The 24,549-nt window shown below is 69.9% G+C and carries 21 protein-coding genes; 11 read left to right on the forward strand and 10 right to left on the reverse strand.

Features of this window, described 5'->3' with window-relative positions; all coding sequences use genetic code 11:
- Positions 1-11: 11 nt before the first annotated feature.
- A complete protein-coding gene (locus tag MCHT01_RS24565; protein ID WP_067070159.1) occupies positions 12-782 on the reverse strand; it encodes a helix-turn-helix transcriptional regulator in 771 nt (256 codons plus the stop codon).
- A gap of 150 nt (positions 783-932) precedes the next feature.
- On the opposite strand from MCHT01_RS24565, the gene MCHT01_RS24570 reads away from it, so the two are divergent.
- The 8 genes from MCHT01_RS24570 (at position 933) to MCHT01_RS24610 (ending at position 8,196) form a co-directional block, all read left to right on the forward strand.
- On the forward strand, positions 933-1,574 hold the full coding sequence (locus MCHT01_RS24570) for a response regulator (RefSeq protein ID WP_067070162.1): 642 nt from the start codon (positions 933-935) through the stop codon (positions 1,572-1,574).
- Between the two features lie 152 nt (positions 1,575-1,726).
- The gene (locus tag MCHT01_RS24575; protein ID WP_084453324.1) at positions 1,727-2,716 is read left to right on the forward strand and encodes an alpha/beta fold hydrolase; all 990 of its coding nucleotides are present in this window, start codon (positions 1,727-1,729) and stop codon (positions 2,714-2,716) included.
- Between the two features lie 179 nt (positions 2,717-2,895).
- The gene (locus MCHT01_RS24580) at positions 2,896-3,549 is read left to right on the forward strand and encodes a hydrolase (RefSeq protein WP_067070167.1); all 654 of its coding nucleotides are present in this window, start codon (positions 2,896-2,898) and stop codon (positions 3,547-3,549) included.
- 19 nt (positions 3,550-3,568) lie between these two features.
- The gene (locus MCHT01_RS24585; protein ID WP_084453325.1) at positions 3,569-3,952 is read left to right on the forward strand and encodes a XapX domain-containing protein; all 384 of its coding nucleotides are present in this window, start codon (positions 3,569-3,571) and stop codon (positions 3,950-3,952) included.
- Complete coding sequence (locus MCHT01_RS24590; RefSeq protein WP_067070170.1) at positions 3,945-5,831, forward strand: amidohydrolase; 1,887 nt, start codon at positions 3,945-3,947, stop codon at positions 5,829-5,831. The genes MCHT01_RS24585 and MCHT01_RS24590 overlap by 8 nt, the downstream gene beginning before the upstream one ends.
- 1 nt (position 5,832) lies before the next feature.
- Positions 5,833-6,297 (forward strand): DoxX family protein, encoded by a 465-nt coding sequence (locus MCHT01_RS24595; protein ID WP_067070173.1) that lies wholly within the window; start codon positions 5,833-5,835, stop codon positions 6,295-6,297.
- Entirely contained in the window at positions 6,294-6,983 is a 690-nt protein-coding gene (locus MCHT01_RS24600; RefSeq protein WP_067070175.1) for a YoaK family protein, read from the forward strand. The genes MCHT01_RS24595 and MCHT01_RS24600 overlap by 4 nt, the downstream gene beginning before the upstream one ends.
- A gap of 205 nt (positions 6,984-7,188) precedes the next feature.
- Positions 7,189-8,196, forward strand: a complete 1,008-nt coding sequence (locus MCHT01_RS24610; RefSeq protein WP_148661709.1) for an alpha/beta hydrolase — start codon at positions 7,189-7,191, stop codon at positions 8,194-8,196.
- A 118-nt stretch (positions 8,197-8,314) separates the two neighbouring features.
- On the opposite strand, the gene ssb is transcribed toward MCHT01_RS24610, so the two are convergent.
- Together ssb and MCHT01_RS24620 are read right to left on the reverse strand one after the other, a co-directional pair.
- Positions 8,315-8,863, reverse strand: a complete 549-nt coding sequence (gene ssb / locus MCHT01_RS24615; protein WP_067070183.1) for a single-stranded DNA-binding protein — start codon at positions 8,861-8,863, stop codon at positions 8,315-8,317.
- Positions 8,864-9,131: 268 nt separating this feature from the next.
- A complete protein-coding gene (locus tag MCHT01_RS24620) occupies positions 9,132-10,100 on the reverse strand; it encodes a GGDEF domain-containing protein (RefSeq protein WP_067070192.1) in 969 nt (322 codons plus the stop codon).
- A 103-nt stretch (positions 10,101-10,203) separates the two neighbouring features.
- On the opposite strand from MCHT01_RS24620, the gene recQ reads away from it, so the two are divergent.
- Positions 10,204-12,081, forward strand: a complete 1,878-nt coding sequence (recQ, locus tag MCHT01_RS24625) for a DNA helicase RecQ (RefSeq protein WP_067070195.1) — start codon at positions 10,204-10,206, stop codon at positions 12,079-12,081.
- Between the two features lie 119 nt (positions 12,082-12,200).
- Here recQ and MCHT01_RS24630 read toward each other — a convergent pair whose 3' ends face one another.
- From MCHT01_RS24630 to MCHT01_RS24645, 4 genes are all read right to left on the reverse strand, one after another.
- Positions 12,201-12,500, reverse strand: a complete 300-nt coding sequence (locus MCHT01_RS24630; protein WP_067070198.1) for a hypothetical protein — start codon at positions 12,498-12,500, stop codon at positions 12,201-12,203.
- Between the two features lie 319 nt (positions 12,501-12,819).
- Positions 12,820-13,002, reverse strand: coding sequence for a hypothetical protein (locus tag MCHT01_RS24635; RefSeq protein WP_067070201.1), 183 nt, complete (start codon positions 13,000-13,002; stop codon positions 12,820-12,822).
- A 260-nt stretch (positions 13,003-13,262) separates the two neighbouring features.
- Complete coding sequence (locus MCHT01_RS24640) at positions 13,263-15,248, reverse strand: putative bifunctional diguanylate cyclase/phosphodiesterase (protein WP_067070210.1); 1,986 nt, start codon at positions 15,246-15,248, stop codon at positions 13,263-13,265.
- A 148-nt stretch (positions 15,249-15,396) separates the two neighbouring features.
- Positions 15,397-17,454 (reverse strand): alpha/beta hydrolase family protein, encoded by a 2,058-nt coding sequence (locus MCHT01_RS24645; protein WP_067070212.1) that lies wholly within the window; start codon positions 17,452-17,454, stop codon positions 15,397-15,399.
- Between the two features lie 238 nt (positions 17,455-17,692).
- Between MCHT01_RS24645 and uvrA the strand changes: the two genes are divergently transcribed.
- Positions 17,693-20,677, forward strand: coding sequence for an excinuclease ABC subunit UvrA (gene uvrA, locus MCHT01_RS24650; protein WP_084453327.1), 2,985 nt, complete (start codon positions 17,693-17,695; stop codon positions 20,675-20,677).
- A gap of 148 nt (positions 20,678-20,825) precedes the next feature.
- On the opposite strand, the gene MCHT01_RS24655 is transcribed toward uvrA, so the two are convergent.
- Positions 20,826-21,611 (reverse strand): MHFG family PEP-CTERM protein, encoded by a 786-nt coding sequence (locus MCHT01_RS24655; RefSeq protein ID WP_169806205.1) that lies wholly within the window; start codon positions 21,609-21,611, stop codon positions 20,826-20,828.
- A gap of 348 nt (positions 21,612-21,959) precedes the next feature.
- On the opposite strand from MCHT01_RS24655, the gene MCHT01_RS24660 reads away from it, so the two are divergent.
- A complete protein-coding gene (locus tag MCHT01_RS24660) occupies positions 21,960-22,340 on the forward strand; it encodes a response regulator (protein WP_067070214.1) in 381 nt (126 codons plus the stop codon).
- Between the two features lie 74 nt (positions 22,341-22,414).
- Here the strand turns inward: MCHT01_RS24660 and MCHT01_RS24665 are convergent, their stop codons facing one another.
- On the reverse strand, positions 22,415-22,843 hold the full coding sequence (locus MCHT01_RS24665) for an SWIB/MDM2 domain-containing protein (protein WP_067070216.1): 429 nt from the start codon (positions 22,841-22,843) through the stop codon (positions 22,415-22,417).
- Between the two features lie 352 nt (positions 22,844-23,195).
- Entirely contained in the window at positions 23,196-24,545 is a 1,350-nt protein-coding gene (locus MCHT01_RS27685; RefSeq protein WP_439956186.1) for a flavodoxin domain-containing protein, read from the reverse strand.
- Between the last annotated feature and the right edge of the window lie 4 nt (positions 24,546-24,549).

Below are 24,549 nucleotides of genomic sequence, written 5' to 3' on the forward strand. Positions count from 1 at the left end.
GCGCGCGAATTCTAGGGAGCGGGATTTGCCCTCGCCCCCCGGGACTTCACGGGGGGCGCCGCCCAGGCGCCGCAATCCGGCGGCAAGGGGAAGGGGTCGTCCATGGCCGAGCCCTCGATCAGGCCGCGCCGCAGCGCCTCGGTCGCCGCCTGGGTGCGGCTGCGGGCGCCCAGCTTCTGCAGCAGCGTCTTCACATGCGTCTTGACCGTGCCCGGCGCCACGCCCAGGCGCTGACCGATGGACTTGTTGTCCAGGCCGGTGCACAGCATCCGCAGCACGTCGTGCTCGCGCGGGGTGAGGTCGTCGCCCAGCCAGCCCTCGGCGATCAGACCGGCGGCCGTGCGGCACAGGTAGCGCCTGCCGGCGGCCACGGCCCGGGCGGCGTCGCGCAGCTCCTCGACCGAGCAGGCGGCATGCACATAGCCCAGCACCCCGGCCGACATCGCGTCCCGCACCCGGCCGCCATGCGACACCGGCCCGATCACCAGCCAATGCGCCGGGGCCATGCCACCGCGGCGCGGCTGGGTCGCCGAGGCGGCCAGCATCGCGAGTGCCCCTTCGTGATCGGCCACGATCAGGGGCGGGCGCTCCGGCACGGACGCCGCGGCGGGCTGGTTCTCCGCGCCGTCGCGGGCCCGGAAGAAGGGCGACAGGGCCGCGACCAGGCCGGCCCGCAGCAGCGGGTTGCGATGGACCACGACGGCTTCCGACAGGGTGGACGCTGCGCTGGCGGCACCGAAGGCGGTGGGGGCGGCGGCATTCGAGCGCTCGGTCACGGACATCTCTGACTCCCTGCGTTGAACTGCCGCGGATCATCGAGACCGCTGCCGTACGGCGGAAGCCCCGGTCGAGTCGAGTCCCCCTACCCGAAAGGGTAGTCGCCCCCCTCAACGGGGACGCCCGCCGGAGGGCCCCCCTATGATCGGCGCGCCATGGTTCCCTACGCCGCCAATCTCGAGCAGATCCGCATCCTCACCGTCGACGACCACCCGTTGATGCGCGAGGGCATCGCCGCGGTGATCGCCGACCAGCCCGACATGGTGGCCGTCGGCGAGGCGGGCAACGGCTGGCAAGGCCTGCAGATCTACGACCGGCTGCGCCCGGACGTGACGCTGATGGACATCCAGATGCCGGGGATGGACGGCCTGGAGGCGCTGGGCCGGCTGCGCACGCTCAGCCCGACCGCGCGGGTCATCGTGCTGACCACCTTCAAGGCCGACGCCCAGGCCTACGAGGCGCTCAAGCTCGGCGCCGCCGGCTACCTGCTCAAGACCCAGCTGCGCACCGAGCTGCTGGACGCGATCCGCGCCGTGCATCGCGGCAACCGCTGGATCCCCAACGAGATCGCCCAGGAGATCGCCGCCCACGCCGGGCGCGAGACCCTCTCCACGCGGGAGGTCGACGTGCTGGAGCAGATCGCCCAGGGCCTGAGCAACCGCGAGATCGGCGGCGTGCTGTCGCTGTCCGAGGACACCATCAAGGCGCGGGTGAAGACCATCCTGTCCAAGCTCGACGCGCGCGACCGCACGCATGCCGTCGTGCTGGCGCTCAAGCGCGGCCTGCTGCGGCTCTGAGCCCTCGAGGCGATCCCGCCGCCGTTCATGGCGGCCCTGTGACGCTCCGGTAACGCCGGACTGCCTCCGACGGGATAGCCGGCCTTGCGCCATACGCGGCTATCGCCGACCCGGGTCGATTCCTAGGATCCCTGCATCCCTCGGAGACCCTCATGACCTCAACCAAGACTCCCCCGGCCGACCCGACGCGCCGCGACGTGCTGGCCCTCGGCGGCCAGCTCGCGCTCGCGTCGGCCATGCCGTTCGCGATGGGCGGCGCCGCCGAGGCGGCCACGTCCTCTTCCTCCAACCCCACCACACATTCCCTTCCAGGAGCCCCCATGAGCTACGTCACCACCAAGGACGGCACCCAGATCTACTTCAAGGACTGGGGCACCGGCCAACCCGTCGTCTTCTCCCACGGCTGGCCGCTCAGCGCGGACGCCTGGGAAGACCAGATGCTGTTCCTGGGCCAGCACGGCTTCCGCGTCATCGCCCATGACCGCCGCGGCCACGGCCGCTCCAGCCAGAGCTGGAACGGCAACGACATGGACACCTACGCCGACGACCTGGCCGCGGTGCTGGACAAGCTGGACGTGAAGAACGCCATCCTGGTGGGCCACTCCACCGGCGGCGGCGAGGTCGCCCGCTACGTCGGCCGCCACGGCACCAAGCGCGTCGCCAAGGTCGTGCTGGTCGGCGCCGTGCCGCCGACGATGATGAAGTCCGCCGCCTACCCGAACGGCCTGCCCAAGGACGTCTTCGACGGCATCCGCGCCGGCGTGACCGCCGATCGCTCGCAGTTCTACAAGGACCTGACGACGCCCTTCTTCGGCGCCAACCGCACCGGTTCCAAGGTCTCGCAGGGCATGCGCGACAGCTTCTGGCTGCAGGGCATGCAGGGCTCGCTGAAGTCGCAGTTCGACTGCATCAAGCAGTTCTCGGAAACCGACTTCACCGAAGACCTGAAGAAGATCAACGTGCCCACGCTGATCATCCACGGCGACGACGACCAGATCGTCCCGATCGGCAACTCCGCCGAGCTGTCGGTCAAGCTGGTGCCCAACGCCAAGCTCAAGGTCTACCCGGGCGGCAGCCACGGCCTGGCCGCCACGGCCAAGGACCAGCTGAACGCCGACCTGCTGGCCTTCGCCAAGGGCTGATCGCCCGACTCCCGCCCCCCGGGCTCGGGGCCGTCCGTCCGCGGCGGCCCCGCCCTCGCGCCGACCGGCCGTGACGGCCCCGGCGTCCCTCGTTTCCGACTCGACGCCGACACGCGCTGGACTACCTTTGCATGAGACCGCCTCGCGCGCGTCGTGTCCCTTTCCTTCTGGAGATCTCCATGTCCATCACCGCCAAGGCCGCTCCCGGCGCCAAGCTGCTGAACCCCACCGACCACACCCTGGTCATGATCGACTTCCAGTCGCAGATGGCCTTCGCCACGCACTCGATCGGCGCCAACGACCTGCGCACCCACGCCGCGCTGGTGTCGCAGGCCGCCGCCGGTTTCGGCGTGTCGACCATCCTGACCACCGTCGCCGAGAAGAGCTTCTCCGGCCCGATGTTCGAGGAAGTCACCGCCCCCTTCCCCGGCCAGAAGCTGCTGGACCGCACCTCGATGAACACCTGGGAAGACCAGGCCGTCATCGACGAGATCAACCGCATCGGCAAGAAGCGCATCGTGCTGGCCGGCCTGTGGACCAGCGTCTGCATCGTGGGCCCGGCCCTGTCGGCGATCGACCAGGGCTTCGAGGTCTACGTGATCACCGACGCCTGCGGCGACGTCTCGGTCGAGGCGCACAATCGCGCGGTCGAGCGCATGGTCCAGGCCGGCGCGCAGCCGATGACCTCGCTGCAGTACCTGCTCGAGCTGCAGCGTGACTGGGCCCGCAGCGGCACCTACGACCTGACCACGGGCATCGCCCGCAAGGTCGGCGGCTCGTACGGCATCGGCATCAATTACGCCAAGACCATGTTCAACGCCCACGAGGGCTGATCGCAGGAAGGCGGCCATCATGAATGCATACGTCCTGTCGGCCGCCGTCGGCCTGCTCGTCGGCGTCCTCTACGGCGTCTTCAACGTGCGATCGCCGGCCCCGCCGGTGATCGCGCTGGTGGGCCTGCTGGGCATCCTCGCCGGGGAGCAGATCCCCGGCCTGGTGCGCCAGTGGATGCACCGCGACAACGCCACGCCCACGCACGTGAGCTGGCTGGAACAGAAGGTGCGGCCGCACATGTTCGGCCGCATGCCCGGCTGCAACGAAGCCGGCACCGGTCCCGCGACCTCGGCCACGACGGCGCCCTCGGCGAACCCGCCGACCGCCTCCGCCGATCCCGCTCGCGCGACCTCGACGACCACCCCCGCTGCGGCGATCCCTGTGGAGACCAAAGATGTCTGAACGCCAATCTCCGGCCACGCCCGATCTCGTCCTCTTCAACGGCCGCTTCACCACGCTGGACCGCTTGCGTCCGCAGGCCGAGGCCGTCGCCATCAAGGAGGGGCGCTTCCTGCGGGTGGGCGACAACAGCGAGATCCTCGCGCTGGCCGGCGCCGGCACGCGCCGCATCGACCTGAAGGGCCGCGGCGTGCTGCCGGGCCTGATCGACAACCACCTGCACATCATCCGCGGCGGGCTGAACTTCAACATGGAGCTGCGGTGGGACGGCGTGCGCAGCCTGGCCGACGCGATGGCCATGCTCAAGGCGCAGGTCGACATCACGCCCGCGCCCCAGTGGGTGCGCGTGGTGGGCGGCTTCACCGAGCATCAGTTCGCCGAGAAGCGGCTGCCCACGATCGACGAGCTCAACGCCGTCGCGCCGGACACGCCCGTCTTCATCCTGCATCTCTACGACCGGGCGCTGCTCAACGGCGCCGCGCTGCGCGCCGTCGGCTACGGCCGCAACACACCGGAGCCCCCCGGCGGCCAGATCCTGCGCGACAGCGCCGGCAACCCCACCGGGCTGCTGCTGGCCAAGCCCAACGCCGCGATCCTGTACGCGACGCTGGCCAAGGGCCCCAAGCTCCCGCCGGAGTACCAGCTCAACAGCACGCGCCACTTCATGCGCGAGCTCAACCGCCTGGGCGTCACCGGCGCGATCGACGCGGGCGGCGGCTTCCAGAACTATCCCGACGACTACGAGATCATCCAGAAGCTGTCCGATGCCGGCCAGCTGACGATCCGTCTGGCCTACAACCTGTTCACCCAGAAGGCGGGCAAGGAGAAGGAAGACTTCGTCAACTGGGCCCAGTCGGTGAAGTACAAGCAGGGCGACGACTACTTCCGCCACAACGGCGCGGGCGAGATGCTGGTCTTCTCCGCCGCCGACTTCGAGGACTTCCGCCAGCCGCGTCCGGACATGCCGGAGCAGATGGAAGGCGAGCTCGAGGACGTGGTGCGCATCCTGGCGCAGAACCGCTGGCCCTGGCGCATGCATGCGACCTATGACGAGACCATCTCGCGCGCGCTGGACGTCTTCGAGAAGGTGCATCAGGACACGCCGATCGACGGCCTGAACTGGTTCTTCGACCACGCGGAGACGATCTCGACGCGCTCGATGGACCGCATCGCCGCGCTGGGCGGCGGCGTCGCGGTGCAGCACCGCATGGCCTATCAGGGCGAGTACTTCGTCGAGCGCTACGGCGCGCGCGCCGCCGAGGCGACGCCCCCCGTGGCCGAGATGCTCAAGCGCGGCATGAAGGTCTCCGCCGGCACCGACGCGACGCGGGTGGCCTCGTACAACCCGTGGGTGTCGCTGTCCTGGATGATCACCGGTCGCACCGTGGGCGGGCTGCAGGTCACGCCGCAGCGCAACTGCCTGGACCGCGAGACGGCGCTGCGCATGTGGACCGAGAACGTCACCTGGTTCTCGAACGAGCAAGGCAACAAGGGCCAGATCGTCGCGGGCCAGCTGGCCGACCTGATCGTGCCGGACCGCGATTTCTTCGGCTGCCCGGAATCGGAGATCGCCGACATGAGCGCGCTGCTGACCGTGGTCGGCGGCAAGGTCGTGTGGGGCGCGGGCGACTTCGCGCCGCTGGACGAATCGGCGCCCCCGCCGGCGATGCCGGACTGGTCGCCGGTGCGCCGCTTCGGCGGCTACGGCGCCTGGGGCGCGGAGGGCAAGCCGCTGCAGGCGGCGATGCAGCGCGTCGCCTGCTGCGACACCTCCTGCGGCGTGCACGGCCATGCGCATGCGAATGCCTGGGCCTCGTCGGTGCCGGCTTCGGACCTGAAGAGCTTCTGGGGCGCGCTGGGCTGCGCCTGCTGGGCGGTCTGAGATGAGCGCCGTGCGACCGGTGCGGACCACCGGACCGGCCGGCGCCTCCGTGGCGCCGCGCTGGGTGCGCGCGATCCTGCAGTGGCCGGCCTTCGCGCTGGCACTGCGGATCGGATTGGCCTCGGCCTACCTGATCGGCGGGCTGGACAAGCTGCTGGACTTCGACGGCGCGGTGGCCGAGCAGGCTCACTTCGGCCTGCAGCCGGCCGTGCTGTGGGCGGTGCTGGCGATCGCGGTGGAAATCGTGGCTTCGCTGCTGCTGATCGTGAATCGGCAGGTGTGGCTGGCGGCCGGCGCGCTGGGCGTGTTGACGCTCGTGGCGATGCTGGTGGCCAATGATTTCTGGCACATGACGGGACAGGCGCGCTTCATGGCGAAGAACGCCTTCCTGGAGCACCTCGGCCTGATCTGCGCGCTGGCCATGGCGGCGCGGCTGGCGGTGCTGGAACGAAAGGACATGGAATGACAGGCGCGAAGCGACTGCTGTGGGCCAGCCTGGCCCTGGGCTTCATCGGGGGATACGTGGACACGGTGGGCTTCGTGGCGCTGTTCGGTCTGTTCACGGCCCATGTGACGGGCAACTTCGTGCTGATCGGCGCGGAGCTGAGCCGACCCAGCACGGGACAGGGTCAGGTGTTGCTGAAACTGCTGGTCTTCCCGACCTTTGTGGCGGCGGTGGCGCTGGCGCGATTGATCGCGCTGCGCTGCGAGCGCACGGGGACCGTGGCGAGCCGGCCGTTGCTGATCACGCAGGCGGTGTTCCTCACCGCGGCGCTGGCGGCCAGCCTGGGCATCGTCGACCTGGGCCCGCGCGCGCCGTGGGCGATGGCGACGGGCCTGCTGATGACGGCGGCGATGGGCGTGCAGAACGCGGCGGGCCGGCTGGCCTGGCCGGCGCTGACGCCGACGACGGTCATGACCGGCAACGTGACGCAGGTGGTGATCGATACGGTCGACGTGCTGCGCGGCGCGGCGGGTCCCGACGTCAAGGACCGGCTCAAGCGCTTCATCTGGCCGGTGGTCGCGTTCGGCGCGGGCGCGCTCGCGGGTGGCGTGGCCTACATGGGCTGGAGCTTCTGGTCGCTGCTGCTGCCGCTGGCGCTGCTGATCGGGCTGGTCGTGATGGACGTGCGGCCGGACAAGAAGGTCTGAGGCCCCGCCGGCCGGCAGCCTTGTCGGCCGGCCGCTGGGCGTGGCAAGCCCTGACCCTCTTCTTGATGAAAGCTTGACGCCGGCCCGGGAGGGCCGGCGATAGCATGGCCGGCTTCACAGGGAGAAGGCCATGAACGACAAGCGTCCACACACGACGCGCTCGCGGACGCGAAGCGCAATCCTCGCGGGGATAGCTGCGATCACCGTGATCGCTGGAACCGCCGTCACCACGGCGGCCTTCGCCGCCGAGCCGGCATCCCTTCCCGCCGCGTCCGCTCCATCGACCGCGAGCGCGTCGGCGTCCGCGCCGATGCCCTCGGCTCTCGTCGGCAAGGAGACCCCGATCAGCGTGGACCGCGGCGACTTCGTCCTGCGCGGTGCGCTGCTGGAGCCGCCGAACTTCGACGGCCGCTGGGTGGCGCTGCTGATCGCCGGCTCGGGGCCGACGGACCGCGACGGCAACTCGCCCGGATTCAAGACGGACACGCTGCGGTTGGTGGCCGAGGGCCTGGCGCGCGCCGGCATCGCCAGCGTGCGCTACGACAAGCGCGGCATCGGCGAGAGCGCGAATCTGCTGCTCAGCGAAGAGAAGCTGCGCTTCACCGACTTCAGCGAGGACGCGGCGGCCTGGGTCGATTGGATCCGCCGGGATGGGCGCTTCCGCCGCGTGGCGGTGATCGGCCACAGCGAAGGCAGCGCGCTGGGCATGCTGGTCGCGCAGGCCAAGCCGGTGGACGCGTTCGTGTCGCTGGATGGACCGGCGGACGATCTGGTCACGACGCTGGAGCGTCAGCTCAAGCGGCAGCTGGAGCCGGTGCCGCCGGTGTGGGCGCAGACGCAGAAGGTGCTCGCGTCGCTCAAGCGCGGCGAGACGACGAGCGAGGTGCCGCAGTTCGCCGGCCTGCAAGGGCTGTTCCGCGCGAGCGTGCAGCCGTACCTGATCTCGGCGGGCCGGGTGGTACCGGTGGCGGAGATCGCCAAGCTCAAGATCCCGGTGGCGATCGTGCAAGGCGGCAACGACATCCAGGTCCTGCCCGACGAGGGTCAGCGCCTGAAGCAGGCCCTGCCCGACGCGCAGCTGCGCGTGTTCACGGGGATGAACCACGCGCTCAAGGACGGGAAGAAGGGGGATCTGATGGCCTATCGGGAACCGGTGCTCACCGAAGGCGTGGTGGACTTCGTGGCGGGGTTCTTGAAGGCGGCATCGAAGTAGCCGAAGTCGCCCGCCACCGCGCCCGCACTCCTCAAATGAAAAGGCCCGCGACGCAAGCGTCGCGGGCCTTCCTCGATCGATCCCGGATCACCCGGGACCAGCGCTGTCGCGCCATTGATCAGAACGGAATGTCGTCATCCATGTCGTCGAAGCCGGTCGCGGGCTTCGGCGCGGGGGCTTGGCGCGGAGCCGGAGCACGGGGAGCCGGGGCGCGCGGGGAGTCGAAATCACCGCTGTCGCGGCCGCTGCCGCCACCACCGCTGCGCTCGGCCGAGCGCTCGCGGCTGTAGCCGCCACCGCCGCCGCCACCACCCATGTCATCGCCGCCGCCATCACGGCCGCCCAGCAACTGCATCTGCTCGGCGATGATTTCCGTCGTGTAGTTGTCCTTGCCTTCCTTGTCCTGCCACTTGCGGGTCTTCAGGCGGCCTTCGACGTAGACCGGACGGCCCTTCTTCAGGTACTCGCCGGCGATCTCGGCCAGGCGGTCGTAGAACACCACGCGGTGCCATTCGGTCTCTTCCTGGCGCTCGCCGCCTTCGCGGCTCTTCCAGTTGCGGGTCGTCGCGATGCTGACGTTGCACACCGCGCTGCCGCTGGGCGTGTAGCGCAGTTCAGGGTCACGGCCCAGATTGCCGAGGATGATGACTTTGTTGACCGAGGCCATGATTGGTTGCCGTCCGCTTGCGTGTGGTTGGTTCGGAGAGGGAAATTTCGCGCCGCCAATCGCCCGTTTCCGGTCCCGATATCGGCGGCGCAGGGGGCGGATTATGCCGCTTGACCTCCGCCCGCACATGCCCGGGATCGGCCATTCGGTTCGCGGAAACCCGCTAGTCGGCGACTCGGATCCTGCGCCGCCAGGACGCCCGAGGCCCTCCTCGGAGAGGGCTCACCCCTGACCCGGCGCGCGCGACGCCAGGGCGCCGAAGGGCGATTCAGCCCATCCGCCGCCGGGCCTGCTTGTGCGCGTACATCGCGGCGTCGGCCTGCTGCATGAGCTCTTCCAGTGTCAACGGCCGGGCCGCCTGCATTTCCGCCGAGCCCACGCTGAAGTCCAGTTCATAGCCCCGCTGCGCCCGCAGGTTGAGCGCGTCCACGTGCTGCCGCACCCGCGCCAGCGCGGGTGCCTGGTTGGCGGTCTCGGTGCCGCTGAGCAGGACGACGAACTCGTCCCCGCCGGGCCGGGCGATCACGTCCGAGGCCCGCAGGCAGTAGCGCAGGATGTCCGCGAAGGACTTCAGCGCCCAGTCGCCCTCGGCATGGCCGTAGCGGTCGTTGATGGACTTGAATCGGTCCAGGTCGAAGTACAGCAGCGTCACCGGCCAGGCGTTGCGCAGACACAGCGCCAGCACATGCCCGGCCTGCGACTCGAAGCCGCGTCGGTTGGCCAGTCCGGTGAGCTCGTCCACCATCGCCATGTAGAGCGCGGCGAACTGCTGCTCCACCATGTAGGCCAGGTCGCGCAAGGTCGCCTGGTCGTCGGCGTCGAAGCCGCGCGCCGACCGGTCGATCAGGCACAGGGTGCCCAGGCGGTGACCGCTGGGCGCCCGCACCGGGCAACCGGCGTAGAAGCGCAGATGCAGGTCGCCCGTCACCAGCGGGTTGTCGGCGAAGCGGGCATCGGCGGTGGCGTCGGGCACGATCAGCAGGTCATCCGACATGATCGCGTGGCCGCAGAAGCTGATGTCGCGCGGCGTCTCCCGCACGTCCAGGCCCTGCGCGGACTTGAACCACTGCCGGTCGGCGTCGATCAGGCTCACCAGCGCGATCGGGACCTGGAACAGCCGCCGCGCCATCCGGGTGATGCGGTCGAAGCGCTCTTCCGGGTCGGTGTCCAGCACCTGCAGCACCCGCAAGGTGGCCAGGCGCGCGTTCTCGTCGACAGGCAGCGGCGCAGCGATCATGAACAGTCCGGTGGCTCATCCCGCGTTGGAGGGAGACCGCCACGCGCCATGCGTGCCCGGCCGAAAAACCGGCCCCGAGATGTGCGGGACAATCCGGGGCTCCATGAAGTCGCCCAACCATCATCCCGTCCCGCTCGACATCCTGCAAGAGGTGTTCGGTTACAGCGCCTTCCGCGGCCAGCAGGCCGCGATCGTGGACCACGTCACCGAGGGCGGCGACGCCCTGGTGCTCATGCCCACCGGCGGCGGCAAGTCGCTGTGCTACCAGATCCCCGCCATCGCCCGCCAACGCGCCGGCCATGGCGTCACCGTCGTCGTCAGTCCGCTCATCGCCCTGATGCATGACCAGGTCGGCGCGCTCGAGGAGGCCGGCGTGGCCGCGGCCTTCCTGAACTCGTCGCAGTCGCTGGAGGAAGCCCAGCACATCGAGCGCGAGATGCTCGCCGGCCGGCTGTCCATGCTCTACGCCGCGCCGGAACGCATCAACACGCCGCGCTTCCTGGCCCAGCTGCAGTCGCTGTACGAGCGCGGCAAGCTGGCGCTGTTCGCCATCGACGAGGCGCATTGCGTGAGCCAGTGGGGCCATGACTTCCGCAGCGAATATCTGTCGCTGAGCCTGCTGCACGAGCGCTTCCCGGACATCCCGCGCATCGCGCTGACCGCGACCGCCGACGACATCACCCGCGCCGACATCATCGAGCGCCTGCAGCTCGAAGAGGCCCGCGTCTTCATCGCGTCCTTCGACCGGCCCAACATCCGCTACCTGATCGTCGAGAAGGACAAGCCGCGCGAGCAGCTGTTGCGCTTCATCCAGGACGAGCACGAGGACGAGGCCGGCGTCGTCTACTGCCAGAGCCGCAAGAAGGTCGAGGAGACCGCCGAATGGCTGCGCGCCGAGGGCATCAACGCGCTGGCGTATCACGCGGGCATGGACTCCGAGCTCCGCAAGCGGCATCAGGACCGCTTCCTGCGTGAGGACGGCATCGTCATGTGCGCCACCGTCGCCTTCGGCATGGGGATCGACAAACCGGACGTGCGTTTCGTCGCCCACCTGGACCTGCCCAAGAACATCGAAGGCTATTACCAGGAGACCGGCCGTGCCGGCCGCGACGGCGAACCCGCCCAGGCCTGGATGGCCTACGGCCTGGCGGACGTCGTGAACCAGCGCCGCATGATCGACGAGAGCCCGTCCACCGAGGAGTTCAAGCAGGTGCAGCGCGGCAAGCTCGACGCGCTGCTGGCACTGGCCGAGGCGATCGACTGCCGGCGCGTTCGGCTGCTCAGCTACTTCGGCGAGGAGAGCGAGCCCTGCGGCAACTGCGACAACTGCCTGAATCCGCCCGCCACCTGGGACGCCACGCAGGCGGCGCAGATGGCGCTGTCCTGCATCTACCGCTTCCACAAGAGCCATGGCTACGGCTTCGGCGCCGGTCATCTGATCGACGTGCTGCGCGGCAAGGAGACGGACAAGGTCCGCCAGTACGCGCATGACCAGCTGTCGACCTGGGCCATCGGCGCGTCGCTGGGCGAGCCCCAGTGGCGCGCGGTGATCCGGCAGCTGATCGCGCTGGGCTATGTCGTCACCGAGGGCGAGTTCAACACGCTGTCGCTGACCGAATCGGCCCGCGAGGTGCTGCGCGGCGAGGTCCAGCTGTCGATGCGCCAGCCCTCGGCGCCGACGCGGCGCGGACGCGGATCGCGCTCGGGGTCGTCGAGCTCGAAGCCGTCGCGCGCTTCCGCGGTCGAGGCCGATCTGGACGACGAGGCGCAGGCCCGCTTCGACCAGCTCAAGGCCTGGCGCTCCGGCGTGGCGAAGTCGCATGGCCTGCCGGCCTACGTCATCCTGCAGAACGTGACGCTGGCCGAGCTCGCCCGCGTGCATCCGGGCACCCTGGACGAGATGGCCGGCATCAGCGGGATCGGGGCCAAGAAGCTCGAGGCCTATGGCGAGGCCATCCTCGAGGTGCTGAACGGCGACTGAGCGCCTCGCAAGATCTGACCCCGAAAAGGAAAAACGCCCGGCAGTGCCGGGCGTTTTCATTGGCGATCCGTTCGACCGAGGTCTGCGGAGCGCCGCTGAGACAGCGCAACCGCGGGAGCTCAGCAGAGCTGGGTCGTGCAGGCCACCTGCGCGGAGGCCAGTTGCTGGCCGTCGGCGGAGGTGTCGCGGCGGCCCGTGATGTACACGGTGGGCAGCTGCTCGCGCTTGGCGGTGATGACCACCGGGTCCAGCGTGATGATCGAAGCGCGCATCTCGCGCTGCTCCTGGATGTGGATCATGCTCAGCGCCAGCGCGAGGGTCGCGCCGATGCCGAAGGCGAAAGCCTTGAAGCTGGCGCCGCGGCTCATGCCGATGCGCGGGGACTGGATGCTGGTACGGCGGACGGTGGTGGTGCTCATGTCGATCTCCTTGAAGGGGTTGCGTGTGTCAGTGAGATCAGTTTCGGCAATGCGGTCCCTGATTGCGAGACGCGCGCGACGAATGCGCGGCGCGGCGGTGTGAACTGCGCCGACTGACGACGAACGGATGGAATCGGAAGACCGATCGCTCAGAACCTCGATGGCATCGGGCATCCCAGGCATCCGGGCCTGAATGTCCGCGGACAGGTCGGACAGTTCGCGGACACCGCGCGGACAAAAAAAGAAGCCCGCTGGTCAGGCGGGCTTCGTCAAATGCCGGGGGAAGCGTGGCGTCAATCGGAGCGCAAGCGCGTGGGTCTCACCCGCGCGGTTTGCTGGCCTGGTCGGCCTGAGGTCCCGGCATGGTCTGCTCGGCCCAGTGTTGTCCGGTCGAGGGGACATGGCGCACCGCCTCGCTCGCATCGGCCAGGCACAGCGCGATGATGGCGGCACTGGCCACGGCGGCCAGTGCGGTGATGAAGGTCTTGGCGGCGTCGTTCATGGTGAGCTCCCTGCGGCTGGTGGTCCTGTACTGGATTCGTGACAGGCTGGACTGTGCGCCTCGGGGTCGCCCCTCGCCACGGTCAGGCGACGAACTGCCGCAAACACGCGCCGAAATGCCTTTGCCAGGCATGGATGGAAGTTAGGGGGGGCCACGCGGCCGACGCTCACGCGGCGGTCACGAGGCCCTCACGGGCTCGAACCGTGCGGTGCCGTCCCGGTCGATGTCGGAAGCGTGACGCGTCCCGGGGGCCGAAGGAATCAGGCGCGCGGCCAGGGCCCCAGACGGGGCTCCAAGGCCTCGGCCGGCTGCGGCCGGCAATACAGATAACCCTGCTGCTGCCAGCAGCCCAGTTCGAGCAGCGCCTGGCGTTGCGCCTCGGTCTCGACGCCTTCGGCGACGACCTCGATGCCCAGCGCCTGGGCCATGCCCATCATGGCCTGCACCAGCGCGCGGTCGTCGGCGCTGACCGGCAGATCGCGGACGAAGGCCCGGTCGATCTTGAGCCGTGCCGGTCGCAGCAGCTTCAGATAGGCCAGCGACGAATAGCCCGTCCCGAAGTCGTCCACCGACAGCGTCAGCCCCAGTTCCGCCAGACGGGTCAGGGTCGGGACCACGGTGTCGGTGTCGGTCAGCAGGGTGCTCTCGGTGAGCTCGATGGCCAGTTCGCCCGGGCCGACGCCGTGGCGGGCCATGATCTCGGCGATGCGCTCGGCCAGCCGCGGCTCACGGAACTGCAGCGCCGACAGATTGATCGCGATCGGCCCCGGATGACGGCCCGCCGCCTTCCAGCGGCCGAGCTGCCCGCAGGCCTGCTCGATCGTGCACCAGCCCAGGTCCAGGATCTGGCCCGTCTCCTCGGCCAGCTCGATGAACTGGCCCGGCATCACCAGCCCGCGCTGGGGGTGTTGCCAGCGCACCAGCGCCTCCAGCGCGCGCCACTCGCCGCTGCGGGCGTCGACGACGGCCTGGTAGTGCAGCAGCAGCTCGTCGCGCTCCAGCGCCTGGGCCAGTTCGCGCTCCAGCTCCAGGCGCTCGACCGCCGCCGCGTCCATGTCCTGCTGGAAGAAGCTGTAGCGAGACCGCCCCATCTGCTTGGCCCGGTACATCGCCAGGTCGGCGTGCCGCACCAGGGTGTCGAAGTCCTCGCCGTCGCGCGGGTACAGCGCGATGCCGACGCTCGCCGACACGCTGGCCACGCCCCCCTCCAGCTGCAGCGGCGCGTTCAGCGCCTCGATCAGGCGCTGGGCCGCATGGGCGACGTGCTCGCTGGAATCGCGCATCAGCAGCAGGAACTCGTCCCCGCTCACCCGGCACGCGAGATCGGACTCCCGCACCGCCTGCCTCAGGCGCTCGCTGGCTTGCAGCAGCATGCGGTCGCCGGCGGCGTGCCCCAGCGAGTCGTTGATCGCCTTGAAGCGGTCCAGGTCGACGAACAGCAGCGCCAGATGGGTCTGGTCGCGCCGAGCGACGGCCGCCTCATGCATGAAGACCTCCCGGAACAGCGTGCGGTTGGGCAGGCCGGTCAGGTGGTCGTACATGGCCAGCTGGTGCAGCTGGGCATTCTTGTTCTCCATGTCGGCGAGCAGGCCGGCGATCTGCTGGCCCATCTCGTCCAGATGCACGCCGAGCTGGCCCAGCTCGTCCTTGCGGTTCCAGCGCAGGCGCGGCACCGGCTGGCGCTGGGCGATCGCGCTGGCCAGGCGCTTGAGCCGGTCGATGGGGCGCACCATGCGCAGGTAGAAGACCAGCAGCACCACGACGACGCCGACCATCACCTGCGCCGCCACGATGGCGGCGGTCTGGCGGCGGCCCTCGTCGAGCATGCGTTCCTGGGCCGCGTCGTCGAAGTGCACGCGCAGGCTGCCCAGCACCTGGCCGTCGCGGCGGATCATCGCGGCCAGCGTGACCGTGGGCCATTCCGGGCTGCACTTGGTGCGGACGATGTCGGGAGTCTCGGGGCGCTCCTCGCTGAGCTCGACGCCGCAGACGTTCACGTCGGAGAGCAGCTGATCCAGCGCGCGGTCCACGGCGGGGCCGTCGACGGTCCAGAGCGGCTCGGCCAGGCCGTTGGCGGCGAGCGTGATGACCGCGGCGCGTTGACCCTCGAGCACCGGCTCCAGGCTGCGCTTGATGAGCGCGTCGCTGAAGGCCAGCAGCACCAGCGCGGGCGCCGCGATTCCGATCACGACCGCGAGCAGGATCACGCTGCGCAGGGACAGCGAGGGGGCTTTGAGCTTGAGCAAGGAGGGAGGCGGGCGTGGCGGCCGTGGGGGGATCCACGGAATTCTGCACCCGCCGGGGCGCCGGAGCGCCAGGGCCGGCCCCAGGAAGTCGGGGCCGGCGCGGCAAAGTCAGCAGGTCGGCCGGTTTCCGCGGCCGACCCGCGAGGCCTCACTGGCCGCCGGTGGCCGGCGCCGGGGCGGCGGCGGCCGGGCTGGGCTCGGTACCGATGGTCTTGGCGAGCAGACGCTCGGCGCGGCCCCAGAAGTCCTCGTTGTTCGCCAGCTGGCGCCAGCCGTGCCCCTCGTCCGGATAGACGACCCAGTCGACGTTCTTGTTGCCGCCCGCTTCGACCGCCGACCGGAAGGCCGTGCCGTGCTTGAGCGGCACCCGCACGTCGCTGCCGCCGTAGGCCAGCAGCAGCGGCTGCTTCAGTTCGGCCGCGCGCTTGACGGGCGAGGTGCGGCGGAACTGCTCGGCATCCGCGACCTGATCGCCGACCAGCGACTTCATGCCGTACTTCTTGCTGGAGTCGGAGGAGTCGCTCCAGTGGATGTCGAACAGCAGGTCGATGTCGGTCACGCCGACCCAGCTGATGCCGCACTTGTACTGGGCGGGGTCCTTGATCATGCCCATCAGCGTGGCGTAGCCGCCGTAGCTCGCACCGGCGATGCACACGCGCTGCGGATCGACCCAGCCCTTGCCGACCGCCCATTTCAGCGAGTCGCTGACGTCGTCCTGCATCGTCAGGCCCCACTGCTTCCAGCCAGCGCGGAACAACTTGTAGCCGTACCCCTCGCTGCCGCGGAACTCGGGTTCGATGACCACGTAGCCCCGCGAAGCCAGGAACTGCGCCGCCGGCGTCCAGGTCCAGGACGTGCCCTTCACCCAGGGACCACCATGCACCAGCACGACAGCGGGACGGGGCCCCGTCTTGCCGCGCGGCAGCGTGACCATGACCGGGATCTCCATGCCGTCGCGAGCCTTGATGCGGACCAGGTCGCGATGGCCCATCTCCGAGGCCTTGATCCAGGGCCGGCTGCCGCCCAGCAGCATCAGCTTGTTGGCCGCGCCGTCATACAGGTAGAACTCGGCCGGCTGCACGTCGGAGACCGAGACCACGAGCAGACGCGAATTGGTCAGGCAGGCGCCGCATTGCAGCAGGTTGGCCCGTCCGGGCAGCAGCTTGTCGACGCTGGCCTGCCAGGCCTTGAGCTTGGGATCGAACCACACGCTGCCCGGGGCGTCCGTGTCGAAGTCGATGCCCAGCACGCGCTTGCTGGCGCGGTCGTAGACCAGCGAGGCATCGATGTCGAAGCCCTTGGCCGAGATCAGCGCCTGCGTGTCGATCTTGCGCGACGCGGGGTCCATGCGATACAGGGCCAGGGCGTCGTCGCCGCCGCGGCGGCCCGCGATCAGGCGCAGATCCTGGCCGTCGGACAGGGCGGGGGAGGCCGGGGGCTCGGTCTGCGTGCCCTGCTCCAGCAGTGCCCACTTGCCGTCGGCATCCTTGACGTAGGTCGCGATGTCGTTCTCGCGCATCGTCATCAGCGACCAGGGCTGGCCGTTGACGTCCAGGCCCCAGCTGACGGTGTTGTTGGGCGCGCCCTCGTCGATGAAGCGGCGCAGCGAGGTCTCCACGTTCAGACGGGCCAGGCGCACGCCGACCAGGTTGCCCTTGGTGTCGCCGCGACTGTTGGCCACCACGACCTCGCTGCTGCCGTCCTGCGGCACCGCGTAGAGGTACCAGTCGGGCTCCAGCGTCCGCACGGCCATTCGGGTGCCCGTCTCGCTCTGCTGGCCCCACTTGGACTGGATGAGCATGCGTTCGTCGCTGCCGTCGCGCTTGACGGACCACAGGCCGCCGCCGTGCAGGTCACGCTCGTTGCCCTTTTCGGTGTCGGTGGCGGTGTAGACCAGACGCTCGTCGTTCACCCACTGGAAGCTGCCGATGCTGGCATCGCCGAAGCCGGCGACGACCTTCACGTTGCGCGGGTTGTCGATCTCGATGACGGCCAGCACGCCGTTGTCGCCCTTGCCGCGCACGACGGTGGCCATGTACTTGCCGTCCGGCGACAGCCGCGGCGAGCGCATCTGCGGATCCTTGAAGAAGTCCGCGATCGCCGGCTTGGCGCCGGTCGCGGGCGCGGTCTGGGCGGTGGCCCAGGGGGAGGCGGCCGCCAGGGCCGCCGCGAGCGCCATCGTCAGGCGCAATGTCTGCAGTCGCATTGTTCGTTTTCCTCCTACTCCGACTTGATTCCGGCCACTGGCCGGAGCCGGTCATTGTGGAGGCGCCCCCTCGCGCACGAGCGAGGTGACAACCCTGAGTCCGCGCGCCCGTCGCCCCGGGGCTCACCCTCTCCTCACCCCCGCTCCCCCTTTCGCGGGGAGCGCCCGCCCCGCGCGCGATCAATGGCGGGGGCCTATCATCGCGAGTTCGCCTCCGCAGTCCCGACGCCGCTCCGCCATGTCCACCCCCGCCACGCCTCCCCACGACGCCCCCCTCGACGCCCCGACCGGCGCGCAGGGCACCTATCTGGGCCAGGCGATCCAGCGCGGACCGGCCGAGCAACCCATGATCCGCGTGCGCGGCGCCCGTACCCACAACCTCAAGAACATCGACGTCGACCTCCCGCGCAACCAGTTGGTCGTCATCACCGGCCTGTCGGGCTCGGGCAAGTCCTCCCTCGCCTTCGATACGCTGTACGCCGAGGGCCAGCGCCGCTACGTCGAGAGCCTGTCCGCCTACGCGCGCCAGTTCCTGCAACTGATGGACAAGCCCGAGGTCGACGTCATCGAGGGCCTGTCCCCGGCGATCTCCATCGAGCAGAAGGCCACCAGCCACAACCCGCGCTCGACCGTCGGCACGGTCACCGAGATCCACGACTACCTGCGCCTGCTCTACGCCCGCGCCGGCACGCCCTTCTGCCCCGACCACCAGCTGCCGCTGGAAGCGCAGAGCGTCGGCCAGATGGTCGACGCCGTGCTGGCCATGCCGGACGAGTCGCGGCTGATGGTGCTGGCCCCCGTCGTGCGCGACCGCAAGGGCGAGTTCATCGAGCTCTTCCAGGACCTGCAGGCCCAGGGCTACGTGCGCTTCCGCATCGACGGCAAGACCGTCGAGGTCCCCGACCTGCCCGCGCTGAAGAAGGCCGAGAAGCACGACATCGACGTGGTCGTGGACCGCGTCAAGCTGCGCCACGACAGCGCCGACACGCTGCGCCAGCGCCTGGCCGAGAGCTTCGAGGCCGCGTTGCGCCTGGCGGAGGGACGCGCGCTGGTGCTCGACATGGACCGCGAGACGGAGACCGTCTACTCCAGCAAGTTCGCGTGCCCGATCTGCAGCTATTCGCTGCCGGAGCTGGAACCGCGGCTGTTCTCGTTCAACTCCCCCGTGGGCGCCTGCCCCTCGTGCGAGGGCCTGGGCCAGGTCACCGTCTTCGATCCCGAGCGCGTGGTCGCCTTCCCGTCGCTGAGCCTGGCCAGCGGCGCGGTCAAGGGCTGGGACCGCCGCAACGCCTATACCTTCTCCATGCTGGAGTCGGTGGCCAAGCACTACGACTTCGACATCGAGCTCCCGTTCGAGGAGCTGCCCGAGCAGGCCCGCACCGTGCTGCTCCAGGGCTCCGGCGAGGACGAGATCAGCTTCACCTACGAGGCCGAGGGCGCCAACGGCCGCAAGCGCAGCGTCAAGCGCTCGCATCCGTTCGAGGGCATCCTGCCCAACCTCACGCGCCGCTTCCGCGAGACCGATTCCTCGGCCGTGCGCGAGGAGCTCTCCCGCTACCAGAGCGCCAAGCCCTGCCCGCATTGCGAGGGCTCGCGCCTGCGTCGCGAGGCACGCAACGTGCTGCTGCAACCGGCCGACGCGGTCGAGGGCGAACGCGGCAAGCCGATCTACGAGGTCGAGCACGCCACGCTGCGCGAGGCGCTGCAGTACTTCGAGGGCCTCAAGCTCAAGGGCGCGAAGGCGGAGATCGCCGACAAGGTGATCCGCGAGATCGCCTCACGCCTGCACTTCCTCAACGACGTCGGCCTGAACTACCTGAGCCTGGACCGCAGCGCCGACACGCTGTCGGGCGGAGAGGCGCAGCGCATCCGGCTGGCGTCGCAGATCGGCTCGGGCCTGACCGGCGTGATGTACGTGCTGGACGAGCCCAGCATCGGCCTGCACCAGCGCGACAACGACCGCCTCATCGCCACGCTGCGTCGGCTGCGCGACCTGGGCAACTCGGTGCTGGTCGTCGAGCATGACGAGGACGCGATCCGCGCCGCCGACCACGTGCTGGACCTGGGGCCGGGCGCCGGCGTGCACGGCGGCCGCATCATGGCGCAGGGCACGCCGGAGGAGGTCGCGGCCAACCTCGAGTCGTCGACCGGCCGCTACCTGAGCGGCGTCGAGCGCATCGAGGTGCCCAGGCAGCGCCATGCGCTGAGCGACAGCGCGGACCCGCGCACGCTCAAGATCGTCAACGCGCGCGGCAACAACCTCAAGGGCGTGACCGTCGAGTTCCCGGTCGGGCTGCTGACCTGCGTGACCGGTGTCTCCGGTTCCGGCAAGAGCACGCTGGTGAACGACACGCTCTACGCGGCCGTCGCGCGCAAGCTCTACCAGAGCCACGCCGAGCCGGCCGAGCACGACGAGATCGAGGGCATGGACGCCTTCGACAAGGTCATCAACGTCGACCAATCCCCCATCGGCCGCACGCCGCGCTCGAACCCGGCGACCTACACCGGTCTGTTCACGCCCATCCGCGAGCTCTTCGCCGAGATGCCCACCGCGCGCGAGCGCGGCTACGGCGCGGGCCGCTTCAGCTTCAACGTGGCCGGCGGCCGCTGCGAGTCCTGCCAGGGCGACGGCGTGCTGAAGGTGGAGATGCACTTCCTGCCGGACGTCTACGTCCCCTGCGACACCTGCGGCGGCAAGCGCTACAACCGCGAGACGCTGGAGGTGCTCTACAAGGGCAAGAACATCTCGGAGGTGCTGGGGCTGACGGTGGAGGACGCGCTCGCGTTCTTCAGCGCGGTGCCGACGCTGGCGCGCAAGCTGCAGACGCTGATGGACGTGGGCCTGGGCTACGTGAAGCTGGGGCAGAGCGCGACCACGCTCTCCGGCGGCGAGGCGCAGCGCGTGAAGCTGGCGCTGGAGCTGTCCAAGCGCGACACCGGCCGCACGCTCTACATCCTGGACGAGCCCACGACGGGTCTGCACTTCGCCGACATCGCGCTGCTGCTCAAGGTGCTGCACCAGCTGCGCGACGCCGGCAACACCATCGTGATCATCGAGCACAACCTGGACGTCATCAAGACGGCGGACTGGCTGATCGACATGGGTCCCGAGGGCGGATCGGGTGGCGGCCAGCTGCTGGTCGCCGGCACGCCCGAGACCGTCGCCGAGTGCGAGGCCAGTTTCACCGGGCGCTACCTGAAGCCGCTGCTCGCGCGCGGCTAGTCGCCAGGAACCACGAGTAGGTTCTCGCTCTCCCGCATCGAGACGGCCAGGGTCCCTTTTCGGAAGTATCAGGACGAGCCCGCGGAGCGGGCGGGGGACATGGAGAAAAGGGACCCTGGCGGGCTCGATGGCGCGCCGCCCGGGGCAGTCAGGCGCCCAGGCGGCGCTTCGCGACGAGGGCCAGCGCGCCGAGGCCGAGCGCGAACAGCAACCAGGTCCGAGGCTCCGGCACGCCGGTCACCGGCGGGACGATGATGCCGCCGCCACCGCCTTGCGGCAGCTGGGGCAGGGTGATGATGCCGGGCCCGCCCACGCTCGGGCCGGGGCCGATGCCACCGGATCCACCGCTGCTGGCGCCCGGCGGCGTGATGAGGCTCTCGCCCGAACTCGCCGTCGGCAAGCCCGCCGCGCGGGCGAAGCTGCCCGGCGCGACGGCGCCGGCATCGGGCGCACCCGCGGCCGGCGGCTCGAACATCAGCGGTTCGTCCTCGCCCTTGGCGGTCGGCGGACCGCCACCGGCGGCCGGCTTGAGCGGGCCACGCGAGATGCGGCTCACGTTGCGGCACACCGTCGGCACCAGGATGCACTGGCCATCCTCGCAATAGACCAGACCGCGTTCCAGCATCTGGTCGCTCCACTTGCTCCGCGACACGGTCTTGCAGACCGAGCCGGCGCCGAAGTGCATGTCGCGGATGTCGCTGCCGTAGTCGTAGCGGCCGACGATGGTGTCGCGATGGATGTCGACGATCTCGTCGTACTGGCGCGCCTGCATGCGGGCCTTGAGCTTGTCGCGGGTCGCCGCCGGGATGTCCTTGTAGCGATCGACGGCCGCGACCAGGTCGCCCATGAAGGGGTTCACCCCGGGCTTGTCCCAGGAACAGTTCGGCAGCGTCACGGTGGACGCAGCCAGCGCGATCGTGGCCACCAACGACATCTTGAATCTCTGTTGTCCGGCGCCGGACCCGTCGGGGTCAGGCCTTGCCGATGCCGTCCTCGTGACCATCCGTTGCGGATGTGTCGGGACGTGCCGGCAGTGTAGGAAGCGGGAGGCCCTGCCCCGGCGCCGGCCCCCTCAGCCAGGGGTGTCGCGGGCCGTGGTTTTTGTCACGCGGTCATCACAGTTCGCACGAATGGATACCGATGGGCCGGACTCCGCACGGCGCGCGACGAGGTCGAACACGTCGAGCGCGTCACGATCCGGAGCCGTCAATGCCGGCAGGGACAACGCTGACATCGCCCGGATTTCGCTGGTATCGTGCGCTCTCCCCAGCCGTCGCTCGCCATGTCGTCCACCGCCGATTCGTCCCGCCACGTCCTCTATGTCGAGGACGACCGCATCAACATCGTGCTGATGGAAGAGGTGTTCCGCCTCATGCCCGACTGGACGCTGCACATCGCCGAGACCGGCGCGCAGGCGCTGGAGATGCTCCCTCGCGTGATGCCCACGCTGGTCCTGATGGACATGAACCTGCCCGACATGAACGGGCTGCAGCTGATGGAGAAGCTGCGCGCCGACGAGCGCCTGACCCGGCTGCGCTGCATCGCGCTGTCCGCCGACGTGATGGACGACCAGCGCCAGCGCGCCCGCGCGATGGGCTTCCAGGACTACTGGCTCAAGCCGATCGACGTGCGCCAGCTGCGCGCGGCGCTCGAGCGTCTCTGAGCGACGGACGCAAAAAAGCCCGCGCGTGGCGGGCCTTGTCCTGAACGCGAAGCGGGCCGGTGGGCCCGCCGCGATCAATCCTTCAGGTGGCTGTTGATGAGCCGGGTCATCTCGAACATGTCGGCCTTGGCCTTGCCGAAGATTTCCTTCAGCTTGGCGTCGGCGTTGATGACGCGCTTCTGAGCCTCGTCCTGCAGCTTGTGCTTCTTGATGTATTCCCAGACCTTCTTCACCACGTCGGTGCGCGGCAGCGGCTTGTCGCCGACGATCGCGGCCAGCGCGGGGCTGGGGGTCAGGGCCTTCATGAAGGCGGCGTTGGGGGTGCGCTTCTTCGCGGGCGCGGCGGCCTTCTTCGCAGGAGCCGCCGCCTTCTTCGCGGGAGCGGCCTTCTTCGCCGGTGCCGCCGCCTTCTTCGCCGGAGCGGCGGCCTTCTTTGCCGGGGCCGCCTTCTTCGCAGGAGCCGCCGCCTTCTTGGCGGGCGCGGCCTTCTTCGCAGTTGCCATTTCGATTCTCTCCATCAAGGGTTGTTGATGTGCGGGGCACTGGTGAAGGTCTGACGCCTTCGGTACTCGTTGGCACCCTGCGCGGGCAATGGTACTGCGCACCTTCTTCATTGAGAAGGCTCCACGAGAGTGAAAACCTCCCGGAAGTCAACGCCGAACCCCTGCTTTGTCGCAGGCGCGCATCAGTCGACGCGTGTTGGCGCGTGATCGGCGGCTGCGCGACGCTCGCGGGCCGCGGGCGCCGTGCTCATCGGCACCGCCGCCGATGCGTCGTCGGAGGGGCCCGTCGCTGCGGGAATCGAGGGCTCATCGTCGCGTCGAGGACGCGGCGATCGACGCGTCGGCGCGTCGATCAGTAGACGTCGCGGCGGTAGCGGCCGTGGCGGATGAGGCCGTCCACCTCGGCCTCACCGAGGGTTTCCCTCAAGACCGCGTCGACGGCGCCGGCCATGCCTTGCAGGCTGCCGCAGACGTAGAGCGCGGCGCCATCGGCGATCCACGCGCGCAGTCGCGGCGCGTGGCGCGCGAGCAGATGCTGCACGTGGACGCGCTCCGACTGGTCACGCGAGAAAGCCCAGTCCGCCTGAGCGATCAGGCCGTCGCGTTGCCAGGCCTCGATCTCGTCGCGGTAGTGGGCATCGTGCGCCGACTGCCGCTCGCCGAAGAGCAGCCACGCCGGCGGGATCACGGCGCGCATCGGGGTCGCACTCGTCGCGGCGGTCGTGCCGGTCGTGCCGGTCGTGCCGGTCGTGCCGGTCGTGCCGGTCGTGCCGGTCGTGCCGGTCGTGCCGGTCGTGCCGGTCGTGGCCATCGTCGATCCGGAAGGTGGCGTCGTCACGCGCGCCGCGGCGCGCGCCTTCAGATGCGCGCGCAGACCGGCCAGCCCCGTGCCGTTGCCGATCAGGATCAGCGGACGATCGGCGTTGGCGCCGATGCGGAAGCTCGCATGCGGCCGCAGTCGCAGCGCGACGCGCCCGTCGAGCGGCAGGCGCTCCGTCAGCCATCCCGAGGCGAGCCCCGGCGAGCCGTCCTCGCGCGTCGTCCGGCGCACCATCAGCTCGACGCGTCCGTCCGACGGCAAGGACGCGATCGTGTACTCGCGCGGCCGGTGCGCGTCGTCGTCCGTCGCGCTCCCTGGACCCGCCCTGGCGGATTCGGCGGCGTCACCGGACGTGGCAATGCCCGCGCCCGCCTCCCAGCTCGACGACGCGATCTCGACCTGCACCAGGTCGCCCGCCTCCCAGCTCGGCAACGGCGCGCCGTCGACCGGCAGCAGTTCGAGGTGGAACACCGGCCCGCCTTGGCTGCCGGGATTGAGATGGCGGCGCGCGCTCAGGCGCCATGGGGTGAAGACGGGCGCCTCCCACTCGGCGAGATCGGCGGTCCCGGCGAAGTGGCTCAGACCTTGGCGCCAATGCGCGAGGGCCTGCGGGTCGGCGCGGTCGACGTCGATGCGCTCGAAGAGCGGCTGCGCCCCGCGCTCGCGGAGCCAGGCGTCGAGCGTGCGGCCGAAGCCGCAGAAGTGCGCATAGGTCGAATCGCCGAGCGCAAGCACGCCGACCTGCAGATGGGATAGCCCGATCGCGCCATCCGAGACGTCGGCCGGGGACGACGGCGCAGAGGCAGAGGCAGAGGCAGAGGCAGAGGCAGAGGCAGAGGCAGAGCGCGAAGCCGAAGCCGAAGCCGAAGCCGAAGCCGACATCAGA

The sequence above is a fragment of the Mitsuaria chitosanitabida ATCC BAA-476 = NBRC 102408 genome (assembly GCF_001598255.1).
Lineage (GTDB): Bacteria > Pseudomonadota > Gammaproteobacteria > Burkholderiales > Burkholderiaceae_C > Roseateles > Roseateles chitosanitabidus.

What these genes read in the sequence shown, in the direction of transcription:
- MCHT01_RS24620 (WP_067070192.1), bottom strand. Translation starts at nt 10,100, where the DNA reads ATGATCGCTGCGCCGCTGCCTGTCGACGAGAACGCGCGCCTGGCCACC.
- recQ (WP_067070195.1), top strand. Translation starts at nt 10,204, where the DNA reads ATGAAGTCGCCCAACCATCATCCCGTCCCGCTCGACATCCTGCAAGAG.
- MCHT01_RS24655 (WP_169806205.1), bottom strand. Translation starts at nt 21,611, where the DNA reads ATGTCGTTGGTGGCCACGATCGCGCTGGCTGCGTCCACCGTGACGCTG.
- uvrA (WP_084453327.1), top strand. Translation starts at nt 17,693, where the DNA reads ATGTCCACCCCCGCCACGCCTCCCCACGACGCCCCCCTCGACGCCCCG.
- MCHT01_RS24660 (WP_067070214.1), top strand. Translation starts at nt 21,960, where the DNA reads ATGTCGTCCACCGCCGATTCGTCCCGCCACGTCCTCTATGTCGAGGAC.
- MCHT01_RS24570 (WP_067070162.1), top strand. Translation starts at nt 933, where the DNA reads ATGGTTCCCTACGCCGCCAATCTCGAGCAGATCCGCATCCTCACCGTC.
- MCHT01_RS24575 (WP_084453324.1), top strand. Translation starts at nt 1,727, where the DNA reads ATGACCTCAACCAAGACTCCCCCGGCCGACCCGACGCGCCGCGACGTG.
- MCHT01_RS27685 (WP_439956186.1), bottom strand. Translation starts at nt 24,545, where the DNA reads ATGTCGGCTTCGGCTTCGGCTTCGGCTTCGGCTTCGCGCTCTGCCTCT.
- MCHT01_RS24585 (WP_084453325.1), top strand. Translation starts at nt 3,569, where the DNA reads ATGAATGCATACGTCCTGTCGGCCGCCGTCGGCCTGCTCGTCGGCGTC.
- MCHT01_RS24590 (WP_067070170.1), top strand. Translation starts at nt 3,945, where the DNA reads ATGTCTGAACGCCAATCTCCGGCCACGCCCGATCTCGTCCTCTTCAAC.
- MCHT01_RS24565 (WP_067070159.1), bottom strand. Translation starts at nt 782, where the DNA reads ATGTCCGTGACCGAGCGCTCGAATGCCGCCGCCCCCACCGCCTTCGGT.
- MCHT01_RS24635 (WP_067070201.1), bottom strand. Translation starts at nt 13,002, where the DNA reads ATGAACGACGCCGCCAAGACCTTCATCACCGCACTGGCCGCCGTGGCC.
- MCHT01_RS24630 (WP_067070198.1), bottom strand. Translation starts at nt 12,500, where the DNA reads ATGAGCACCACCACCGTCCGCCGTACCAGCATCCAGTCCCCGCGCATC.
- MCHT01_RS24580 (WP_067070167.1), top strand. Translation starts at nt 2,896, where the DNA reads ATGTCCATCACCGCCAAGGCCGCTCCCGGCGCCAAGCTGCTGAACCCC.
- ssb (WP_067070183.1), bottom strand. Translation starts at nt 8,863, where the DNA reads ATGGCCTCGGTCAACAAAGTCATCATCCTCGGCAATCTGGGCCGTGAC.
- MCHT01_RS24595 (WP_067070173.1), top strand. Translation starts at nt 5,833, where the DNA reads ATGAGCGCCGTGCGACCGGTGCGGACCACCGGACCGGCCGGCGCCTCC.
- MCHT01_RS24600 (WP_067070175.1), top strand. Translation starts at nt 6,294, where the DNA reads ATGACAGGCGCGAAGCGACTGCTGTGGGCCAGCCTGGCCCTGGGCTTC.
- MCHT01_RS24665 (WP_067070216.1), bottom strand. Translation starts at nt 22,843, where the DNA reads ATGGCAACTGCGAAGAAGGCCGCGCCCGCCAAGAAGGCGGCGGCTCCT.
- MCHT01_RS24645 (WP_067070212.1), bottom strand. Translation starts at nt 17,454, where the DNA reads ATGCGACTGCAGACATTGCGCCTGACGATGGCGCTCGCGGCGGCCCTG.